We start from the raw sequence: 18,593 nt of genomic DNA, 5'->3' as shown, positions 1-18,593 counted from the left end.
TTAGGATAGAGTAACGGCATATCAACCTCTTAAAAGCAAAAATGGACTTGTTTAAAAAACACAAAACCCACAGTGATAGCTGTGGGTTTTGTAAGAGAGACACATCATATGAAACGCTTTGGATGTTTGTTCAGAAATAAGATTCAATGATGGATACGCCATTCTCGATTCTCGCCTTACTCTGCGTTAAATAATCCTTGGTCCAATCATCTAGGTTAGACATATCAAAACTCCGGTACATCCCCGTATAAACAATAATCTCTCTTAATCGAAGAAAAAGAGGAATTAGCTTCAGCTCATTTTCTGAAATCCTGTTCTCTTTAACGTAGCCTTTTAGAAAATGCTCCATAAAACGCTGACATTGAAGCTGCCTGTCCTCCATACTATCATCCCCGTAAACGTAGACTAGATAATACAGTTGAATGGCGATATCTTCTACAAACCAGCTGTACTGAGCTTCATCAAAATCAAACAAAGTCAGCTTACCATTGTCGACCAAAAAGTTGCCTACATTGATATCCCCATGGATGAGACCATAGGTATTTATATCAGCGTCGAGATGCTTTAGCCGATCCATAAGCGCCTTACAGCTTTCTAAAACGCCACTTTGGGATGGAGGAATAAACTTCGTTACATTCTGCAGGTAGTAGTTCTGATGCCACGCCTGTCTTTTGGACTGTGGTTTATAAGATTTTGCCAATCTGTGCATTTGTCCAGTGATCATGCCACACTGCTCATAGAGGTCTAGATCCTTCAGGCAGTCTGGGTAACCTATTCGTTTCCCTTGTGCTTTTTCAAAGGAAGATACCATAAAGTATGAATCACCAATCTCTATTTGCTCAACTAGATTACCCAGAAGAGAACCTACGGGTCTTGATACGGAAACGCCATGATCTGCTAGGTATAGAATCCATTCAAGTTCAGCCGTTAACAATTCCATACTGCGCAGCGAGCTATGAGTAAATCTTAGAATATATTGATGATTGCTAAGTTGATATTCATAAACAAAATTTTGAAATCCGCCAATGAAGCTTAGCTCATCTATGGGGATACCGTATTTCGTGCAGGCAGCACTTACAATCTGGTCATTAAATAAGGACTTAATCTTTTGTTCCAAGGGTTCTACTCCGTTCTACATTACAATGATTTTATCGAAATCGTTCTGGAGCTTTCCTGGACCTTAATAAGCAGCGGCCGTTCTTGTGGGTTGAGATTTGGGGCATGAATGGCCAGCATAAGTCTGCCCGTCAAATCACGAAACAACATTCCATGTCCGCCATCTTTGGCATAAAGAGGCTCAGGATCATGTTGCCAAGGTCCACTAATGTCACCGCTGACGGATCGGGCTAAACCCATGGCATAACCACTAGCTCCACTGCTAGACCACAACATAAGCAGCTCACCACTGCTAGTCTGATGCATAAAAGGACCGTCAGTTACGTATTGCCCTTCTTTGCCGCCTACCGTCCAAGGAGCTTGTGAAGCCTGGAAAAGCAGCATAGGTTCGCCAATAGTAGCACTTAAATCCTCCTTCAGCCGAACGGCATACATTTCTCCATCCGACACTTCAATCCATTCACGGCAAAAGATCATCCAAGGTTTGTCTTCTTTATCTACATATAACGTTCCGTCAAGGCACTCCCAAGAAGCAGGGGTAATCGGATGATTACTGATAGGGAGATAAGGACCCTCAGGTGTTTCCGCGCTTAATATTTGTGTCCCCCGTGGAACGCCATGTCTTTTAAAAGAAGCGAACATATAATATTTTCCGTTGTAGCGGTGAACCTCTGGTGCCCAGAAATGATGATCAGCCCAAAAATCAGCATCTGGACGAAAAGCAGCAATGGGCCCGGACCATTCCTGAAGATCTGAGCTGATATATACATCGAAGCCGTGAGGTGCGCCACTCCAAGCTGTTAGGCCATCTGTGCCAAATAAATAGTATTGTCCAAGTTCAGGCACAGATAGGATATAGGGATCTCTAAAGTTAATATCAGATAATGTTTTCATTAAGGTGCCCCCAATTTACAAGCTATCATCTGCTTAATTTTACAATATCTTCTTTAGGCTTGGAAGCGTTACTTTATTTGCTCGTCTTGTAGCAAACGTATTTTCATTACTCCGGGTGTACAGCCGTAGTTTTTTCGGAAGACACGTATAAAATAATTAGTCTCCATGCCCAGCTGAAGCGCTATATCTTGAACGGGAATCTCCACATCCTCCGTCATTAATTGCAGCGCCCGCTCCAGCCGCAGATTCTGCAAATACTTATGCGGAGTGACCCCATATTCCTGCACGAATAAACGCTGGAAATGCTGCACAGAGTACCCGACTGCTGCTGCAAGATTGGAGATCAGAAGCGGTTCTGTGTAATGTTCGTTGATCAGCCCGACGGCTGTAGTTAGGGCTTCATTTCGGACCGACTCGAAGGCTAGACGATTACCGGAGCCTTCTGATCTCTTGGCAGGGCGCAGCATCAAGAGCAGTCTATAGAGTGTGATAGACAACTCTTGCATCCACATCTCGTCCTGCCGATTGGGGGCAGGAGAATTTACCGTATGCCAGATTTGGCCGATTTCTTCCCAGCATTGTTCAAAACGATCCGTTCGATAAGGAACAGAAGGGAGCAGTTCAAGCGCTTCCAGCAATCCATGAGCTTGACTGCCTTGAAAGCCGATAAAGCCAACATGCCACGGTTCATGAGAGGTAGGATAATATTCATGACCACGATCGGGCGGGAAGGCAAAAGCCATCCCCGGTTCCAGTATGATTTCTGTGCCACTTTCCAGATCACGAAATAACCCGGTTCCGGTCCGGATTAAAAAGATTTGATACACAGGAAATCCTGCTAGGCGCACATGATGGAATTGGATATGGCGACCTACAGAGTAGGGGGATAGGGGTAACGTTCCAGAGTCGCGCGGTAATTCAATCAGAGAAAAAGGTAGCAGGTTTATCACCTCATCTTCATTTTGTGCTATCACTTCGAGACTATATTCCTACTGATTGAAATGACTTTTCTTATATTATAAATAGTATAAATGATGATTACTGAATAAGATAGCTTACGCTTCTAGCCTATCATCAGAGAATAGTCCCATTCTATAAATGGGCAGAATTGAGAGGATGATCGTACACAATGAATAAAAAACATTCCCCGATAAGCAGTAAAGCTGGTGTCATGCTGCACGGTGCTGATTATAATCCTGAACAATGGCTGAAATATCCGGAAGTATTGCGTGAGGATATCCGATTAATGAAGCTGGCGGGCTGCAATGTCATGTCCGTAGGCATTTTTTCGTGGGTATCTCTTGAACCTGAAGAGGGTGTGTTCACTTTCGAATGGTTGGATGGTGTACTTGATTCTTTTGCAGAGAATGGGATTTACGCTATCTTGGCAACGCCAAGTGGTGCCCGCCCAGCATGGATGTCGCAAAGATATCCAGAAGTCTTAAGAGTGGAGCGTAACCGTGTTCACAATTTGCATGGCTTCCGTCATAACCATTGCTTTACCTCACCAGTGTACCGGGAGAAAACTGCAATTCTGAATGCAAAGCTAGCGGAACGGTACAGCCAGCATCCAGCCATTATCGGTTGGCATATTTCGAATGAATTCGGTGGGGAGTGTCACTGCGAGCTCTGCCAGGATGCTTTTAGAGAATGGCTGAAAGTGAAATATAATAACAGTTTGGATGAGGTGAATCATGCTTGGTGGGCTACTTTTTGGAGCCATACCTACACTTCATGGTCACAGATTGAATCCCCAGCTCCACATGGTGAGACACAAGTACACGGCTTGAATCTTGACTGGCGGCGTTTTGTTAGTGAACGGACGATTGATTTCTGCCAGCACGAGATCAATACCGTTCGTCCTTATAATCCAGAGCTGCCTATCACGACGAATATGCATATGATCGATGGCATTGATTACCGCGAGCTGGCCAAAATCCTGGATGTGGTCTCATGGGACGCTTATCCAGACTGGCATTATACCGAAGACGGTGACGATACTAGATTGGCAGCATGGACGGCGATGCACTACGACTTAATGCGTTCTTTTAAAAAGAAACCGTTTCTGCTGATGGAAAGCACACCATCCCTTACGAACTGGCAATCGGTCAGTAAGCTGAAACGTCCCGGAATGCACAAGCTGTCTTCCTTGCAAGCGGTAGCGCATGGTTCGGATTCTGTGCAGTATTTCCAATGGCGCAAAAGCCGCGGATCAAGTGAGAAGTTCCACGGTGCAGTTGTAGACCACAGTGGCCACTCCGAGACTCGAGTATTCCAAGATGTAGCGGAAGTAGGAAAGACGCTGGCGGGAATGACGGAAGTAGTGGGTACGTCCACTCCGGCGCAGACGGCGATTATTTTTGATTGGGACAACCGCTGGGCGATAAAGGATGCGCAAGGCATCCGTAATTCTGGATTACGTTATGAGGAGACGGTGCTACAGCATTATCGTGCACTTTGGGAGCTGGGCATTCCAGTTGATATTATAGGCTCTGGAGATGATCTGTCTGCTTACAAGCTGGTTGTTGCCCCTATGTTATACCTGATTAGTGAAGAGAATGGAAAGCGCATTGAGAAATATGTGGAGCAAGGCGGCACATTCCTCGCAACCTATTGGTCAGGAGTAGTTAACGAAACGGATTTATGTCATCTGGGAGGATTCCCTGGTCCACTGCGCAGAACACTGGGGATTTGGGCAGAGGAGACAGAAGGGCTGCACAGCCGTGATCTGAACGGGTTAGTGATGGAGGCCGGTAATAAACTTAAGCTAAGCGGTGACTACGATGCGCATGAGATAGCCGAGCTGATTCATTTGGAAGGTGCAGAGGCTTTGGGGCATTATCGCAACGATTTCTATGCGGGCCGTCCAGCGCTTACAGTCAATCGTTTTGGTGAAGGAAATGCGTACCATCTTGCTACCCGTGTGAAAGACACTTCGTTCTATGTTGAGCTATACGCAGCGATCACATCTAAGGCAGGAATTACCCGTGCGATGGATAGTGAGCTTCCAGCAGGTGTGACTGCACAACTTCGCACAGATGGCGAAAGTGATTATGTTTTTGTGCAAAATTTCAGCGGCAGTCCGCAAACGGTAGAGCTGGATGGAGCGGAATACACAGACTTGGAAACAGGTCTTTCAGCTCCGGCCCTATTGAATCTAGCGGTGAATGGACTTGCGATGTTGAAGCGTAAAGCATTAGTATAATAAAAAGGCAGGACCTGAGTTTCAGGTTCTGCCTTTTTTTTGAATAGAATCAGTTCTTAACTCTTCCCATCATAATGGTGTTATACAATTTGCCGTCCGATAGAAGTTTATCTTTCTTTAAAATCCCTTCAATTTCAAAGCCAAGCTTTTGATATAGCTTAATAGCGTTGGTGTTCGTTTCCAGCACATTTAGGGTGATCTTTTGAATACCATTAGTGTCAGCCCAGGCAATCGATTCGGCGAGAAGATTTTTTCCAATACCATATCCCCAATAATCCTGCAGCACACATACTCCGAATTCTACTTTATGAGCAAATCTTTTTAAGGGATAACCTTCGCATCTGGAGAACGCAACGATTTGATTATCAACTACTGCGACTAGAAAAAGGTTATTATTTTTCTCAGAATCGGCTTGAATAAGCTGTTCAAACCCTTTTTCGTCAATAAAGGCTTCGCCTGGTTCCCGATCTAAATTCTCGGTTTCTCCATCGATCCGCACCCTTAATTCAGATAACACTTTAGCATCATGAGAGGCCGCAGATCTAATGCTGTATTGGATTCCATTCACTGTAAATGTTTGAGGATTAATGATCATATGTCCTCCGTGACGATGGGTGATGTTAGAATTATTGCTTCGATGCCCTCAATGATCCGAGTGAAATAAGCTGCTTCATGAGGCACAATATGAGTCCGATCCACACTTTGTTGAATGTTGATTTTTTGTCCGTTTGAATCCACTTTGAAACCATTGATTTGTAGACTATGTATTTCTCCCAGCCAAAAGCTTCGGAAGTCGGCAAACTTTGTGATAACTATTCCTGCGACCTCTTCTTCTTGCAGCTTAAAATCGTCCAGAGGATAAGGATTGTTATAAACAAAAACATGCGCTCGTTCTTTATCGATAAGATTTTCTTTGATCATACTGTAAGGAATCGTACCTAAGGGAATCAGTTCATCAAAAGCTAGCTCCAAACCGAGTTCTTCTTGAACCTCGCGAATCCCGTCCTCTACCGTTTCGTGTGTCAGCAAATGTCCAGCGGCCGTGATGTCCAGCAATCCTGCATAATCTTGTTTCTGCTCACTACGAAGCTGTAAATAAATATAGGGGATTTCTTGTGTTTTGCTTATAAACCAGCAGTGGAAGGTCTCGTGCCAATGTCCTAACCGATGTACTTCTGCCCGTGGAGCTGTACCGATTCGGTGACCCGCTTCATCAAATATAGTAAGTATCTCATTATGCATAGAAAAGCTCCTTTGTGAAAATATCTACTGCTTAAAGCCTATCATAAAAACGATCGAATTGCTTAATGTCCCCAAGTGATTTTTATTGACATCGTTAAGAAATATATGTATATTTTTGGATGTTAAAGGAGGAGTAAAATGAATTTAGTAGCCATGAAGCGGGAAGACTTGGACACTTTAAGTGATGAAAGGTTAGGATGGGCCTGTATGGAGCCAACCTTTCAGCTGATTCGCGGAAAATCGCCATCGACCAAATCAGAAGTGATCTCGAAGCTCACAGAGGGGCAACAAGCCTTATGTATGTTCAGAGTGCTATATGGTCACAGCTGTAATTCCGAAGGAGAATATTATGCTTGGATTTCCTACATGCAAGACCTGCCAGGGTATTGGACAGGGGTGATAGGAGGCATACGATTTTTTGACGATTCACCCATGATTCTTTTGCTTCAGGAAACAAAGACATTTCTCGAGGAAAGAAATCATCGACTGGGTAAAGAGTGGGCGGATGCGGCCATCACGGATTTGGATCGAGACCCTCAGCTGTTAGAAGTAATTAGTGAGTTATTCGAACGATATAAGAACCTGACACCAAATACGCATAGAATTATCGGCGATTATATTCGCACTCATCCAGAGGAGTTTGTAGAAATAGGGTGTTCATAATTATGAATATGAAGAAACGTTATGTATTTCTCGTACTCATTTTTTTATTAATCGAAATCCCTGTAATTATTAATCTCTACCATAGTTATAATTCATTTGAGAATTTAGTGTTGGATCAAATCGATGAAACTGAAATCACCTCAATCGAGATTGAGAAATCTTTAGTGGATGAAAAGGTAGTGATTGAAGATCCGAAGGAAATTGAAAAGATCATTTATGCTTTTTCAGATGTAAAATTGAGAAGAAGTAGTGCTTTGGACAAATCTACGGAGACCTACTGGATAAGTATTATTGTAAATAACAGCTTGAGGTTTGGCATGAATCTTACGGATACTAACTTCCTGTATGTGACAGATCTTGATAAGAAGGACAAATACAGTTCGGGAAACTTTAGAATGACTAGTGATTTTGATGTGAATTCCATTGCAAGCTTATTTAAATGATGCGGAACGATCCACAACCACTGATACTGAGATTTTCGGACCCAGCTGCCCCTATTTGCGAATTTATCGTCTTTTGAGCAGGTTTTCGGACTCCAGCGTCGCTATTGCTCATGAAAGAGCTTATAATTGGTGTTTTTTGCACCAATAGCGGCTATGAGGTCCGATAGCTATCCAAATAGCGGATAAAACGGTGTATAAGGTCAGCTGAGTCCTTTAGCTACTGCGTGTGCAGATTGTTCAGTTGAGTCCTTTAGCTGCTGCGTGTGCAGATTGTTCAGCTGAGTCCGATAGTGCTTCATATCCACACAAAAAAATGGGTGCCCCTATGGGACACCCATTTTTTTGGATTATCTAGCCATCCATCCGCCATCCACATTAAGAACGTGACCGTTCAAGTAGTCAGATGCTGCGGAAGCCAAGAATACAGCAGGGCCTTTAACGTCATCAGGCGTTCCCCAACGTGCTGCAGGGATACGGTCTAAGATAGAGTCCGAACGACTTTGGTCGGCACGGATTGGAGCGGTATTTTCAGTAGCCATATAGCCTGGTGCAATTGCATTGATGTTCAGACCGGAGCCTGCCCATTCATTGGCAAAAGCTTTAGTAAGACCCGCAACCCCGTGTTTACTCGCAGTGTAACCAGGGACATTGATTCCGCCTTGATAGGAGAGCATGGAGGCGATGTTAATGATTTTGCCGGATCCTCTTTCCAGGAAGTGGCGGCCTGCGATTTGCGACAGAAGGAAAACTGTGTTCAGGTTCAAATTGATGACATCAAACCAGTCTTTTTCACTATGATCTTTTGCCGGTGCACGGCGGATCATTCCTGCGCAGTTTACGAGAATGTCAACATGTCCGGTCAGCTCTAGCGCTTGGTCAAAAGTACTTTGCAGCTTGCTGTGATCACTTAAGTCAGATTCGATACTAACTGCTTTTACTCCAAAAGCTTTTGCTGCATTTACAGTTTCTTCACTCGAATTAAGGGAGACAGATGCAACGTCTGCACCGGCTTCTGCAAATGCAAGCGCGATTCCTTGTCCAAGACCTTGAGCTGCGCCTGTTACAATAGCTGTTTTACCTGCCAAGCTGAATAATGATGACATATAAATTACGCCCCTTTATTGTAAATGGATTGTTATTCCGGGTTTACCCGCATTCAATGGTAACGCCTGCACTGCGGAACTGATCTGCCGTTTCGGGGGAGAGCCCTTTGTCCGTCAGAATCACGTCAACTTCTTGTAGGGAAGCAAAGGTACGCAGTGCAGTATGGCCGAATTTATGATGATCTACAACCGCGAATACCTTACGGGCTGTAGATACAAGGGCTTGCTTGAACTCAATCAAATCTCCGGTATAAATGGAGAGCCCATGCTCTATATGAATAGCAGTCGATGAAAGGAATGCTTTTTGAATATTAAGCTTTTGTACATAGGAGACGGCTTCAGGACCAGCCAACATATTACGGACACGATAACCACCGGGAACGACCAGACGGATGTTATCTTTGGGAACCAGTTCGCTGATGATGTATACATCATTGGTGACTACCGTTAGTGGCATATTGTCCAGACGCCGAGCAATTTCAAGCGTAGTGCTACCGCCATCAAGAGCGATAATATCGTCCGGTTCAATATGAGCAAGCGCACGCAAGGCAATCTCCGTCTTCTCGTCAGAGTATTTATCCAGCGGATCCTTGGAGGGCAAAATACCAAACTGGTCGCTTTGTGCCAGCACAGCTCCGCCATGTACACGTACGATCAGCCCTTGTTCCTCCAGCCTGCTTAAATCCTCGCGTATTGTTTTTCCAGTAACCTGAAGCTTATCGCTCAGTTCATTCACCGTTACATCTTTTTGGTTCAGCATAACTTCCATAATCATCTCGTGTCGTCGTATCGGGTTCATCCGCCTGCCTCATCTTTCCGTAGTTGATTTATCTCTATTGTAATTCTTTCATGGATACGGGGTCCATATCATCATATCTTTTATTATCGCCAGCCATACTCCAGATAAAAGTATAGTTATGAGTGCCGACACCACTGTGGATGGACCAGCTTGGAGAAATAACGGCTTGTTCGTTATGCATTACGATATGGCGGGTTTCGTCAGGTTCTCCCATCAGGTGGAACACAACGGAATCGTCCGGAAGATCAAAATAGAAATAGGCTTCCATCCGGCGTGGATGGGTATGTGCTGGCATTGTGTTCCACATGCTGCCTGGTTTCAGTTGGGTCATACCCATAACCAATTGGGCACTTTGCACACCATTTGTGTGAATGAAGCGGTGGATTGTCCGCTCGTTAGAGTTCTCCAGACCACCCATCGCACCGGATTCAGAATCGGCCAGTGTGGTTTTGGTAGTAGGGTAGGACTGATGGGCAGGAGCAGAATTCAAATAGAATTTAGCAGGCTTGGAAGCGTCTGCACTTTTGAAGACTACATCTTTAGAGCCTTGACCTACATAAAGACATTCTTTGAAATCCACTTCATATTCTGTGCCATCTACAACCACGGAGCCTTTACCACCGACATTGATGATGCCCAGTTCACGGCGTTCCAAGAAATAAGTAACCCCAAGTTCTTTAAGGTCAGTAGTTAGCGCAACCTCTTCTTTTACAGGATTAGCTCCACCAACGATCATACGATCTTCATGGGTTAGGACAAGCTTTAGCTCATCAGGAGCAAAAATAACGGGAATGTGGAATTCCTTACGGAGGCGCTCAGTGTCAAATTGTTTTACTTCATTAGGATGGGATGCGAAACGTCTTTCCATTGAATGTTCAATCTCCTTTGTGTACATATTATCGTTCGTATAGGTACACTTTAGTCCATTTATGTTCATTTTACAAGTACTAATCTTTTTTATTTCGTTTATTTATGTTTATTTATTGGTTTTTCCAATTGCAAAATGAACGAAAAGTGTGCACAATAGAGCTATTATGCTCGATTTTCATGAATGACGGAAGATGATATAAAACTGAAATGATGGAGGTTGAAAAGTAATGCCGGGGTTGAAAAATATCCAGAGTACTTATAAGGAACGTCAGCAAGAAATTATTTTTAATATAGCACTGGAAGCAGAGCAACGCCCTTTATTGGAAAGTGGACTCTGGTTCCATGATGATGTGCGAAATAACTTTTATTATGCTTCGTATCTTTTTGCAGCGGCTGTTGATGATTCTTTGGAGCTGCCTTTTGATCGTGAGCAAGCGAAACAGAAAGCACAGGATGTACTGCTGGAGATCTTAATGCTTCAGAACCGGCAGCCCGGCACAGAGTTATATGGTCATTGGCCGCTCGGTTTGAATCCGGTTCCGCGAGATGCGTCACCGCATGAGTTACCAGTGGAGCTTATGGGCAACCTGCTGGCGTATTTTTGCAAAAGATACGGAGGAGCATTAAATGCTCAACTTCGCATAGTTCTGAATACAGCGTTTGGACATATTTATCGCAGTGATTTCTACCGTAAGCCGGTGGTTACTTTTGGGCATCATGAAGCTAAATATACAGCTGCTAAGCTGATTTTTGGCACCCTGTTTGCGGATGAAATATTGCTTGAGGATGGCCGGCAGAGTCTGAAGGATACGCTGGCTTATATTCGTACTAAAGGGATGCCGGAATACGGCAGTCTTCCGTGGTTTTGGCATTGGGTGCAGGCATTCACCTGCGCGTTGGAACTTGTCCCGCCTGAGGATACGGAGCTTACTACAAGCCTTAAAGAAATGCTTGACCATCTATGGAATGTACGAGCTGAATTCTATCTGCGTGGTGCTTGGGTTGGTGCGCATTCTAGAGGCTGGCCGCATGATGTTCCCGGCGATGCTAATGTACTTCATGATTATGTTCAGTTTGGAGACTTCCAGCTGCCTGAGAGGATGCCGCGCACTGAGTATGCCGGTTTATTATTCTATCAAGCATCCGATGAAATATTAGCCGCAGCTATGAATCGCCAGACACCAATGGAAGTAGGGAAGATTACTCAGAAGGTTGTCCCAACGGATCCACAGCCGCAGCCTTTGCTTCATTCCTATGCTTATATTACAGAGGAGTTTGCAGCAGGCGGGATGTGGGAGCGGGTTGAGGAATTCGATAATGAGCAGCTTCGCTGGGCTTTTTCGTTACCTGTGAGTGGAGAGGGAAGCGCAAATCAGCTGTATTTCTTCCATCCGGGACAAGGCTACAATGAGGGAGATCCCCGTCATCAAAGCCGTTATATGGAGGTTCTCTATCACAAGAATGTCATCATTTCTTTATTCCCAATCCCTCAGGGTGAGAAGAATACGATCATCGGTGTACTTCCCCAAGGGGAATGGAAACAAGAGCCTAATACATTGTACGGGCAGGTTGGTGAGACGTATTTTATTATTTATTTATCTCACCCTTATCAGCTGCAGGAACGGTCCAGATTCATAGAGGTATCCGTCGCAGGGATGCCGGGCGGTGTAATCGTTGAAGCATTGGGCATTAAGAAAGCTGCCGAATGTGGTATTATTGGTTTAGAGGCTTTTGCCGCAGCTATGGCTCATAAAGAAAGGAATTTCGAAGTGGGAGAGGTATTAGCAGCGAATTATACCAACATAGATGGTGAAAGCTTAGTTCTGAGTATTAGTAGGGAGTCAGAATTACCGCAAGCTCAGCTTAATGGAATCCAGATCTCATTAGATCATTATTCAGTATAAAAAAACACAATTGCTGTGATAAATAGTAATCCGAGTCGGCCTTTTTTGGCCGGCTTCTTTAATAAGGAGGTACATGAAAGGATGTGATGCCCCATTGTACAGCCCGCAATAGATACCTAAGTATCCGTAAACGTGATTTTGTCCAAAATACTTATAATTGGGGTGAACGACGATTTATCTGGATAAACTAGACCTAACGATTTGGTAATTCAATCCTCCCTAAGCACATTTCCCTTTAGAATAGCGGTGTTAGGTTACTAAATAGTAATTAATTACATTAAACCCTATTTTTCTGAGAGACATTTGTCACAATAAAGGTTAATATCTAAGTGAGATAGAAATGATTGCGCTTACTTATTTTCTAATAAACCTAATCATAATGAATGCGAGGGATATAACAGTGATTGAAACTGAATTTCGTGTAGAAAATGACTTTCTAGGCAGTAAACAGGTAGATAAGAACGCTTATTATGGGATTCAGACACTACGCGCAGTCGAGAACTTTCCTATTACGGGCTATCGGGTTCACAAAGAGTTAATCAAAGCGATGGGAATTGTAAAAAAAGCCGCTGCGCTTGCAAATATGGAAGTTGGCCGTCTCTATCGAGGGCTTGGAGAAGTTGTAGTGAAAGCAGCAGAAGAAATCATCGAGGGTCAGTGGCATGAGCAATTTATTGTAGATCCTATTCAGGGTGGTGCGGGTACCTCGTTAAATATGAATGCGAATGAGGTTATTGCTAACCGTGCCTTAGAACTGCTTGGCCATGAAAAGGGAGACTATCGTCACTTAAGTCCCAATTCACATGTAAATATGGCGCAGTCTACAAATGATGCGTTTCCGACGGCAATTCATATTGCCACACTTTCACTGCTGGAGCAGCTACTTGTAACGATGCACAGAATGCATGATGTGTTTGCGGTAAAAGCGGATGAATTCGATCCTGTGATAAAAATGGGCCGGACACATCTTCAAGATGCAGTGCCGATTCGTCTGGGTCAAGAATTCGAGGCTTATCGCAGAGTGCTTGAAAGAGATATCAAACGTATTGAGCATACACGCCATCATTTGTATGAAGTCAATATGGGAGCAACAGCAGTGGGTACAGGATTAAATGCTGATCCTCGTTATATTGAATTGGTGGTAGAGCACTTAGCTGAGATCAGTGAATTGCCGCTCGTAACGGCAGATCATCTCGTCGATGCCACCCAAAATACGGATGCCTATACAGAAGTGTCTGCTGCTCTAAAAGTGTGCATGATGAACATGTCCAAGATCGCTAATGATCTGCGGTTGATGGCCTCCGGTCCGCGGACTGGGTTTAATGAGATTTCATTGCCTGCACGCCAGCCTGGATCTTCAATTATGCCGGGGAAAGTTAATCCGGTTATGGCAGAGGTCATTAATCAGGTGGCTTTTCAAGTCATAGGGAACGATCATACGATCTGTCTGGCTTCCCAAGCGGGTCAACTGGAGCTGAATGTTATGGAGCCAGTGCTTGTGTTCAATCTTATTCAGTCCATCAGCATCATGAACAATTCCTTCCAAGTCTTCACAGACTTCTGTCTGGCTGGGATTGAAGCCAATAAGGAAAAGCTTGAGCGGGATGTGGAGCGGAGTGTCGGAATCATTACGGCTGTGAACCCGCATCTGGGGTATGAAGTGGTATCGCGGATCGCTAGAGAGGCGATTTTGACTGGGGAATCTGTACGGGAATTGTGCATTAAATATAATGTGCTGACCGAAGAAGAGCTTAATCTGATTCTGGATCCATACGAAATGACACACCCGGGGATTGCAGGAGCAGCTTTATTGCATAAAGAGTAGGATGTTCTGTTCCGGAGGAGTGAGCTTTTTGCTTGGAAAAAGAAAACCCCCGCCACCGTTTAGGGTGACAGGGGGAGAGCTTAAATATGTTTTTAATTTATATGAATCTACTTCGCGATTGTCTGAAGTAGGTTCTTTTTTTACATTTCAGGCTTAAAAGAAAAATAAAGAACGTAACAGGCCGCGTTTTCTTGGCGGAGCCGTTAGTCTGGTAGTGGCAGTGGACTGGGAATTTTCATAAGAGGTGAGCGGTTTGCCGTTAGACACTTGCAACGGTTCTATGGATGCCGCGATTTGCTTGATCATTATTCGTAGGTCCTCAAGCTCCTCACGCTGCTGGAGCAGTTGGATCAATACTACTTCATCGGCTTTTTGATCGAGTGCACGTTCAACATTGTTGATGCGAGACAAGATATCCTTCATAGGCTCAGCATCTGTGTGCTGTAGTGGATTTTCCTGTTGTGATGTGGAAATTTGCTGCTCATTCGTGAGTGTGAGTTGTATACATTCCAAGGCCTCTCCGTGATTAATACGGTCTTTAATATGATTGAGCAGGTCGATTTGCTGCTCCGAGAAAACATAATGGCCAAATCGGTCTTTTGGAAAAAAATCAGGGAACATGGCAGCCCAACGTTTAATTGTGGTTAGACTAACTGACAGCAGCTCTGCGGCATCTTTTGTTTTTAGAATATCCATTTCGATTCCTCCAGTTCACGTAGTCATGTTATGAGTAATATTCGTTGTCCAGCAGCGGCTCCCTGCACGGTTGACAAAGGTAGTGCGTATTCGCTAAACAAAGTGTAATTACGAGCAATCTCACCCTTTTGGATTTCACTATCTTGCTTTTCCATTCCAAATTGAGTACAGATGAGCCTGCTCAGGGGTATAATTGCATTAGAGGTGAAGGCGATGAACAGGATTGAAGATGAGGAACAAATGACTGAGGAGCAATGGCAGGCTATTTTGCAAAACAATGTTGCTTATAACGACATATTTTTTTATGCGGTGAAGACTACAGGAATTTTTTGTCGACCCTCCTGCAAATCCAAAGCACCCAATCGGGAGAATGCGTGTGTTTTTCAGAATGCTGAACAAGCGCTGGCAGCCGGATTTCGTCCTTGCAAAAGATGTAAACCGACAGGTGAGCGTCTTCCTGATAAGGAATGGGTAGCTGTGATGACGGAGTACATTGATCATAATTATATGGCCCCCCTCACCCTTGAAACGTTAGCTGAGGTATGTCATGGCAGTCCTTATCATTTACATCGAACCTTTAAGAAAGTAACAGGAATCACTCCCGTGGATTATATACAGCAAAAGAGAATCGCTAAGGCATCTGAGTATTTGCTTACTACAGAGCAGGCAGTTGCTGAGATTGCATTACGTGTGGGTCTGCCCAATACATCGTATTTTATTACTTTATATAAGAAAAAAACAGGGTATACGCCCACACAGTTTCGTCAGCTTAACAAACAGAAAGTAACGTTGGCTTCTGATTTTCATTTGGAGGGACCGAATCATGGAGAATAAAACAAATGCTATTCTATACTGGACATTATTAACCGATAAGGACTGGAGTTTTTATATTGCAGCCACAGAGAAGGGTTTAAGTTATGTGGGCTCGCAGCAGCAACCCTTTGAGGAATTAAGCGAATGGGTTAGACGTCGTTTTCCGGGGAGTGAACTGGTGCAGGACGATGAGAAGATGGCGCCTTATGTAAGGGAGCTTAGTGAATATTTGCAAGGGAACCGGCAGAGCTTCGGCATTCCTTTTGATTATCAGGGAACTCCATTTCAGCTTGCGGTGTGGAAGGCGTTATGTGAAATTCCATATGGACAAACCTGGTCCTATTCGGATATTGCCACACATATTCAAAAACCAGCTGCGGTGCGCGCGGTAGGGACTGCCATTGGCGCGAATCCGATTCTGATTACGGTGCCCTGCCACCGGGTTATTGGTAAGAATGGGACATTAACAGGATACCGGGGTGGTTTGGATATGAAGACCAAGCTACTTCAGTTGGAGAGAGGAGAGTATACAGCAGATATATGAAAATAGAGTCCAATTACACCTCCCCAAAAACCTTGCTGAATAAAGGAACAGGTTATCTGTCAGGCTACAGTCATTCCTTAAATCCATATACGGGCTGCACTTATGGCTGTTCCTATTGTTATGTACGCCAGATGCCTGTCTCGCTGTTCCGCAAAGAGGAGTGGGGGACATGGGTAGATGTTAAACAAGAAGCGGCTGCAATTTTACAAAAAGAACTGCACAAAGCGAAGGCCAAAGGTCCCGTCTCTATTTTTATGTCGTCAAGCACAGATCCCTATCAACCGGTAGAGCACAAGGAAGAGGTGACGAGATCTTTATTGGAGGTTATGGTTCAAGATCCGCCCGATTTCCTATTCGTGCAGACGCGTAGTCCGCTGGTTCGCAGAGATATAGATTTATTATTACGTTTAGAGGATAAGGTTCGTGTAAGTATAACTGTAGAAACAGACCGAGAAGATATTCGCCAAAAATTCACACCAAGCGCTCCTCCCATTGCTGCAAGACTGAAGACGTTACAGCTTTTACGTGAAGCTGGCATCCCCATTCAAGCTACTATAGCGCCAGTACTGCCAAGCAGTCCAACTTTTCCAGCAACCTTAAGGGCTTTGGTAGATAGAGTCTGTGTGGATGACTATTTTATGGGCGACGGCAGCGGCGGCAAACGCACACGGAGATTAGGGATTTATTCCCTATATGAAGAGCTGCAACTGGAAGATTGGTATGATCCTGCAGCATATCGCAGAGTGTATGAAGGACTTCAGCAAGTTTTTTCCGAAGAGGAGCTATTCTTGAGCCAGAAGGGGTTCGAGCCTTAATCTGAAACATGGTATAATAAATGAGAGCATTCATACTTAGTATTTAATATACTTAATATCCGTAATAGCTTATTGGAGGATTAGTGTGGCAAAAGCAAAGGTGGCCAAGCGGCCCACAAGAGATGAATTTGTGCTTGAGGAGTTAGGTAATCAGTTAGTTGAAGCTAAGCAAGAAGGTTCTGAGATTTTATTGACCGTATGGGGAAAAGAAGAAGAGGTACGCGGCATGATCGTGGAAATGGATTCGCGAACCGGGAAAGTACACCTCAGTAACCATGAAGAAATCATAAAAGTTCCTTTTATGGATATCATGCAGGTTAATTATCCCAGAGATTAATGGGCACGGCAGCAACAGGAGGTCCTGAAAGCTATCATAGCTTTGGGGCCTCTTTGATCATAAAGGTAAGGAATAGAGGATATAGAAAGGGAGGTCAACAATGCAAGTAACCAAAACCAACGCGATGCGAATGCTGGATGCCAAAAAAGTTGGCTATGAAGTGTTCGCTTATGACAATGAAGATGGACTAATCCATGGCACGGCTGTGGCTGAGAAGATTGGAAAGGCGGCAGAGACGGTTTTTAAAACGTTGGTTGCTCATAGCGGCGCAAATCTTTATGTATTTGTTATCCCAGTTGCCGAAGAGCTGGATCTCAAAAAGGCGGCCAAAGCCGCCGGAGAGAAAAAAATTGAGATGCTGCCAGTGAAGGATCTGCAGAAATGGACAGGGTATATCCGCGGTGGTTGTTCACCTGTTGGAATGAAAAAGCTGTACCCCACGTTCATTGATAGCAGTGCAGAAGGGCTGAACACGATGGCTGTCAGCGCTGGGAAGATTGGCCAGCAAATGGATGTAGCCCCACAGTTACTCGCTGAGGTTGTGCATGCGAAGTTTACAGAACTAATCAAATAGCCGAGCAGCAAGCTGGCCTAAATATTCCTTCAATGCTAACCCTGTTGTAGAGATCGCTCCTGGGGAGGGACTGAACTTGGCGGGCTGCAGTGCAATATCAGCGCTGGCGATATAATCCGTAGGATAGGCTTGCGCTGTTAGCCCCGCATTCTTAAAGTGCAACATCGCACGGGACATATGAAAACCTGAAGTAACTAATATAGGTTTTTTTAGTCCGGTTTGTTGCAGGATGGCTGCGGTATTTACAGCATTTTGCTCCGTGTTGAGGGATTGATTTTCGATCAGGATGTCCTCTTCGGGTATGCCGAGACCCAGTAGTTGTCTTTGCGCGATATCCGCTTCATTACCACTGTCGGAGAATACTTGTCCGCCAGAAAATAAGATTGGCAGACCTGTCTGCCGATGGAGGCGAACAGCAGTAAGCAGGCGATTTGCCGCTGATCCGTATAAATTTCCCTCGCCGTCTATATCCGGTGTGCCAGAGCTGGCGCCCCCGCCGAGTACGACGATGACATCTCCTTGCAAAGTTTCCGGCTGCGGATATTTCCGTTCTAGACTGCCGATCAGCGCATCGCTGACTAAGGGTGTCATGGAGAAATACATTAATAGTGTAACCCCGAGTAGAACTAGTGCTGGCCGGCGGTTTTTTTTCCATAACCAAATGACTAAACCTAGCAGAAGCACGATAAACAGGCCGGGAGGAAGCACAAAGCTGTATACAAATTTGATGATGTAAATCAACAGTATCAA

General features: G+C 44.5%; 20 protein-coding genes. 10 read left to right on the top strand and 10 right to left on the bottom strand.

Translation table 11 applies throughout. From position 1 onward, the window contains the following. Positions 1–130: 130 nt before the first annotated feature. The 3 genes from NST25_RS18395 to NST25_RS18385 form a co-directional block, all read right to left on the bottom strand. On the bottom strand, positions 131–1,117 hold the full coding sequence (locus NST25_RS18395) for a phosphotransferase (protein WP_340392153.1): 987 nt from the start codon (positions 1,115–1,117) through the stop codon (positions 131–133). A 20-nt stretch (positions 1,118–1,137) separates the two neighbouring features. Continuing rightward, positions 1,138–2,010, bottom strand: coding sequence for a glycoside hydrolase family 43 protein (locus tag NST25_RS18390; protein ID WP_340392152.1), 873 nt, complete (start codon positions 2,008–2,010; stop codon positions 1,138–1,140). A 68-nt stretch (positions 2,011–2,078) separates the two neighbouring features. Then, a complete protein-coding gene (locus NST25_RS18385) occupies positions 2,079–2,960 on the bottom strand; it encodes an AraC family transcriptional regulator (protein WP_340394431.1) in 882 nt (293 codons plus the stop codon). 179 nt (positions 2,961–3,139) lie between these two features. Here NST25_RS18385 and NST25_RS18380 point away from each other — a divergent pair, with 179 nt between their 5' ends. Continuing rightward, the gene (locus NST25_RS18380; protein WP_340392151.1) at positions 3,140–5,215 is read left to right on the top strand and encodes a beta-galactosidase; all 2,076 of its coding nucleotides are present in this window, start codon (positions 3,140–3,142) and stop codon (positions 5,213–5,215) included. Positions 5,216–5,264: 49 nt separating this feature from the next. Here the strand turns inward: NST25_RS18380 and NST25_RS18375 are convergent, their stop codons facing one another. Further along, positions 5,265–5,810, bottom strand: coding sequence for a GNAT family N-acetyltransferase (locus NST25_RS18375; protein WP_076129818.1), 546 nt, complete (start codon positions 5,808–5,810; stop codon positions 5,265–5,267). Further along, positions 5,807–6,457, bottom strand: a complete 651-nt coding sequence (locus NST25_RS18370; RefSeq protein WP_340392149.1) for an NUDIX domain-containing protein — start codon at positions 6,455–6,457, stop codon at positions 5,807–5,809. The genes NST25_RS18375 and NST25_RS18370 overlap by 4 nt, the downstream gene beginning before the upstream one ends. 138 nt (positions 6,458–6,595) lie before the next feature. On the opposite strand from NST25_RS18370, the gene NST25_RS18365 reads away from it, so the two are divergent. Both NST25_RS18365 and NST25_RS18360 read left to right on the top strand, forming a co-directional pair. Continuing rightward, the gene (locus tag NST25_RS18365; RefSeq protein ID WP_312149814.1) at positions 6,596–7,120 is read left to right on the top strand and encodes a hypothetical protein; all 525 of its coding nucleotides are present in this window, start codon (positions 6,596–6,598) and stop codon (positions 7,118–7,120) included. A 2-nt stretch (positions 7,121–7,122) separates the two neighbouring features. Next, complete coding sequence (locus NST25_RS18360; protein WP_036688330.1) at positions 7,123–7,563, top strand: hypothetical protein; 441 nt, start codon at positions 7,123–7,125, stop codon at positions 7,561–7,563. A 347-nt stretch (positions 7,564–7,910) separates the two neighbouring features. On the opposite strand, the gene kduD is transcribed toward NST25_RS18360, so the two are convergent. Genes kduD through kduI form a run of 3 tightly spaced genes read right to left on the bottom strand, consistent with a single transcriptional unit; the run spans position 7,911 to position 10,333 of the window. Then, positions 7,911–8,666, bottom strand: coding sequence for a 2-dehydro-3-deoxy-D-gluconate 5-dehydrogenase KduD (gene kduD / locus NST25_RS18355; RefSeq protein ID WP_036688326.1), 756 nt, complete (start codon positions 8,664–8,666; stop codon positions 7,911–7,913). A gap of 43 nt (positions 8,667–8,709) precedes the next feature. Continuing rightward, positions 8,710–9,465 (bottom strand): DeoR/GlpR family DNA-binding transcription regulator, encoded by a 756-nt coding sequence (locus NST25_RS18350; protein WP_076129821.1) that lies wholly within the window; start codon positions 9,463–9,465, stop codon positions 8,710–8,712. Positions 9,466–9,499: 34 nt separating this feature from the next. After that, on the bottom strand, positions 9,500–10,333 hold the full coding sequence (gene kduI, locus NST25_RS18345; RefSeq protein WP_036688322.1) for a 5-dehydro-4-deoxy-D-glucuronate isomerase: 834 nt from the start codon (positions 10,331–10,333) through the stop codon (positions 9,500–9,502). Between the two features lie 229 nt (positions 10,334–10,562). Between kduI and NST25_RS18340 the strand changes: the two genes are divergently transcribed. Next, positions 10,563–12,239 (top strand): hypothetical protein, encoded by a 1,677-nt coding sequence (locus NST25_RS18340; RefSeq protein WP_340392145.1) that lies wholly within the window; start codon positions 10,563–10,565, stop codon positions 12,237–12,239. Positions 12,240–12,633: 394 nt separating this feature from the next. Beyond that, positions 12,634–14,064, top strand: a complete 1,431-nt coding sequence (gene aspA / locus NST25_RS18335) for an aspartate ammonia-lyase (protein ID WP_094903409.1) — start codon at positions 12,634–12,636, stop codon at positions 14,062–14,064. A 153-nt stretch (positions 14,065–14,217) separates the two neighbouring features. Here aspA and NST25_RS18330 read toward each other — a convergent pair whose 3' ends face one another. Continuing rightward, on the bottom strand, positions 14,218–14,760 hold the full coding sequence (locus tag NST25_RS18330; protein ID WP_076182537.1) for a MerR family transcriptional regulator: 543 nt from the start codon (positions 14,758–14,760) through the stop codon (positions 14,218–14,220). Between the two features lie 213 nt (positions 14,761–14,973). Here NST25_RS18330 and NST25_RS18325 point away from each other — a divergent pair, with 213 nt between their 5' ends. The 5 genes from NST25_RS18325 (at position 14,974) to ybaK (ending at position 17,843) form a co-directional block, all read left to right on the top strand. Then, on the top strand, positions 14,974–15,594 hold the full coding sequence (locus NST25_RS18325) for a bifunctional transcriptional activator/DNA repair enzyme AdaA (protein ID WP_340392142.1): 621 nt from the start codon (positions 14,974–14,976) through the stop codon (positions 15,592–15,594). Then, positions 15,584–16,117 carry a methylated-DNA--[protein]-cysteine S-methyltransferase gene (locus tag NST25_RS18320; RefSeq protein ID WP_036688312.1) on the top strand — a complete coding sequence of 178 codons (534 nt, stop codon included), beginning with the start codon at positions 15,584–15,586 and terminating at the stop codon, positions 16,115–16,117. The genes NST25_RS18325 and NST25_RS18320 overlap by 11 nt, the downstream gene beginning before the upstream one ends. Beyond that, on the top strand, positions 16,114–16,932 hold the full coding sequence (locus tag NST25_RS18315) for a radical SAM protein (RefSeq protein ID WP_076301595.1): 819 nt from the start codon (positions 16,114–16,116) through the stop codon (positions 16,930–16,932). The genes NST25_RS18320 and NST25_RS18315 overlap by 4 nt, the downstream gene beginning before the upstream one ends. An 85-nt stretch (positions 16,933–17,017) precedes the next feature. Next, on the top strand, positions 17,018–17,269 hold the full coding sequence (locus NST25_RS18310; RefSeq protein ID WP_036688306.1) for a YolD-like family protein: 252 nt from the start codon (positions 17,018–17,020) through the stop codon (positions 17,267–17,269). A gap of 100 nt (positions 17,270–17,369) precedes the next feature. Next, a complete protein-coding gene (gene ybaK / locus NST25_RS18305; protein ID WP_248548814.1) occupies positions 17,370–17,843 on the top strand; it encodes a Cys-tRNA(Pro) deacylase in 474 nt (157 codons plus the stop codon). Here the strand turns inward: ybaK and NST25_RS18300 are convergent. Beyond that, entirely contained in the window at positions 17,832–18,584 is a 753-nt protein-coding gene (locus NST25_RS18300; RefSeq protein WP_076201786.1) for a YdcF family protein, read from the bottom strand. The genes ybaK and NST25_RS18300 overlap by 12 nt on opposite strands. Between the last annotated feature and the right edge of the window lie 9 nt (positions 18,585–18,593).

The organism is Paenibacillus sp. FSL E2-0190 (assembly GCF_037992965.1).
Taxonomy (GTDB): Bacteria; Bacillota; Bacilli; order Paenibacillales; family Paenibacillaceae; genus Paenibacillus_AQ; species Paenibacillus_AQ odorifer.
Note: the sequence above shows the minus strand (reverse complement) of the source record. Positions and strands in the feature narration are given on the sequence as shown.

Excerpts from the sequence above, each read along its gene's own strand:
- NST25_RS18390 (WP_340392152.1), bottom strand. The coding sequence starts at position 2,010 with ATGAAAACATTATCTGATATTAACTTTAGAGATCCCTATATCCTATCT.
- NST25_RS18380 (WP_340392151.1), top strand. The coding sequence starts at position 3,140 with ATGAATAAAAAACATTCCCCGATAAGCAGTAAAGCTGGTGTCATGCTG.
- NST25_RS18375 (WP_076129818.1), bottom strand. The coding sequence starts at position 5,810 with ATGATCATTAATCCTCAAACATTTACAGTGAATGGAATCCAATACAGC.
- NST25_RS18370 (WP_340392149.1), bottom strand. The coding sequence starts at position 6,457 with ATGCATAATGAGATACTTACTATATTTGATGAAGCGGGTCACCGAATC.
- NST25_RS18365 (WP_312149814.1), top strand. The coding sequence starts at position 6,596 with ATGAATTTAGTAGCCATGAAGCGGGAAGACTTGGACACTTTAAGTGAT.
- NST25_RS18360 (WP_036688330.1), top strand. The coding sequence starts at position 7,123 with ATGAATATGAAGAAACGTTATGTATTTCTCGTACTCATTTTTTTATTA.
- kduD (WP_036688326.1), bottom strand. The coding sequence starts at position 8,666 with ATGTCATCATTATTCAGCTTGGCAGGTAAAACAGCTATTGTAACAGGC.
- NST25_RS18350 (WP_076129821.1), bottom strand. The coding sequence starts at position 9,465 with ATGAACCCGATACGACGACACGAGATGATTATGGAAGTTATGCTGAAC.
- kduI (WP_036688322.1), bottom strand. The coding sequence starts at position 10,333 with ATGGAAAGACGTTTCGCATCCCATCCTAATGAAGTAAAACAATTTGAC.
- NST25_RS18340 (WP_340392145.1), top strand. The coding sequence starts at position 10,563 with ATGCCGGGGTTGAAAAATATCCAGAGTACTTATAAGGAACGTCAGCAA.
- NST25_RS18330 (WP_076182537.1), bottom strand. The coding sequence starts at position 14,760 with ATGGATATTCTAAAAACAAAAGATGCCGCAGAGCTGCTGTCAGTTAGT.
- NST25_RS18325 (WP_340392142.1), top strand. The coding sequence starts at position 14,974 with ATGAACAGGATTGAAGATGAGGAACAAATGACTGAGGAGCAATGGCAG.
- NST25_RS18320 (WP_036688312.1), top strand. The coding sequence starts at position 15,584 with ATGGAGAATAAAACAAATGCTATTCTATACTGGACATTATTAACCGAT.
- NST25_RS18315 (WP_076301595.1), top strand. The coding sequence starts at position 16,114 with ATGAAAATAGAGTCCAATTACACCTCCCCAAAAACCTTGCTGAATAAA.
- ybaK (WP_248548814.1), top strand. The coding sequence starts at position 17,370 with ATGCAAGTAACCAAAACCAACGCGATGCGAATGCTGGATGCCAAAAAA.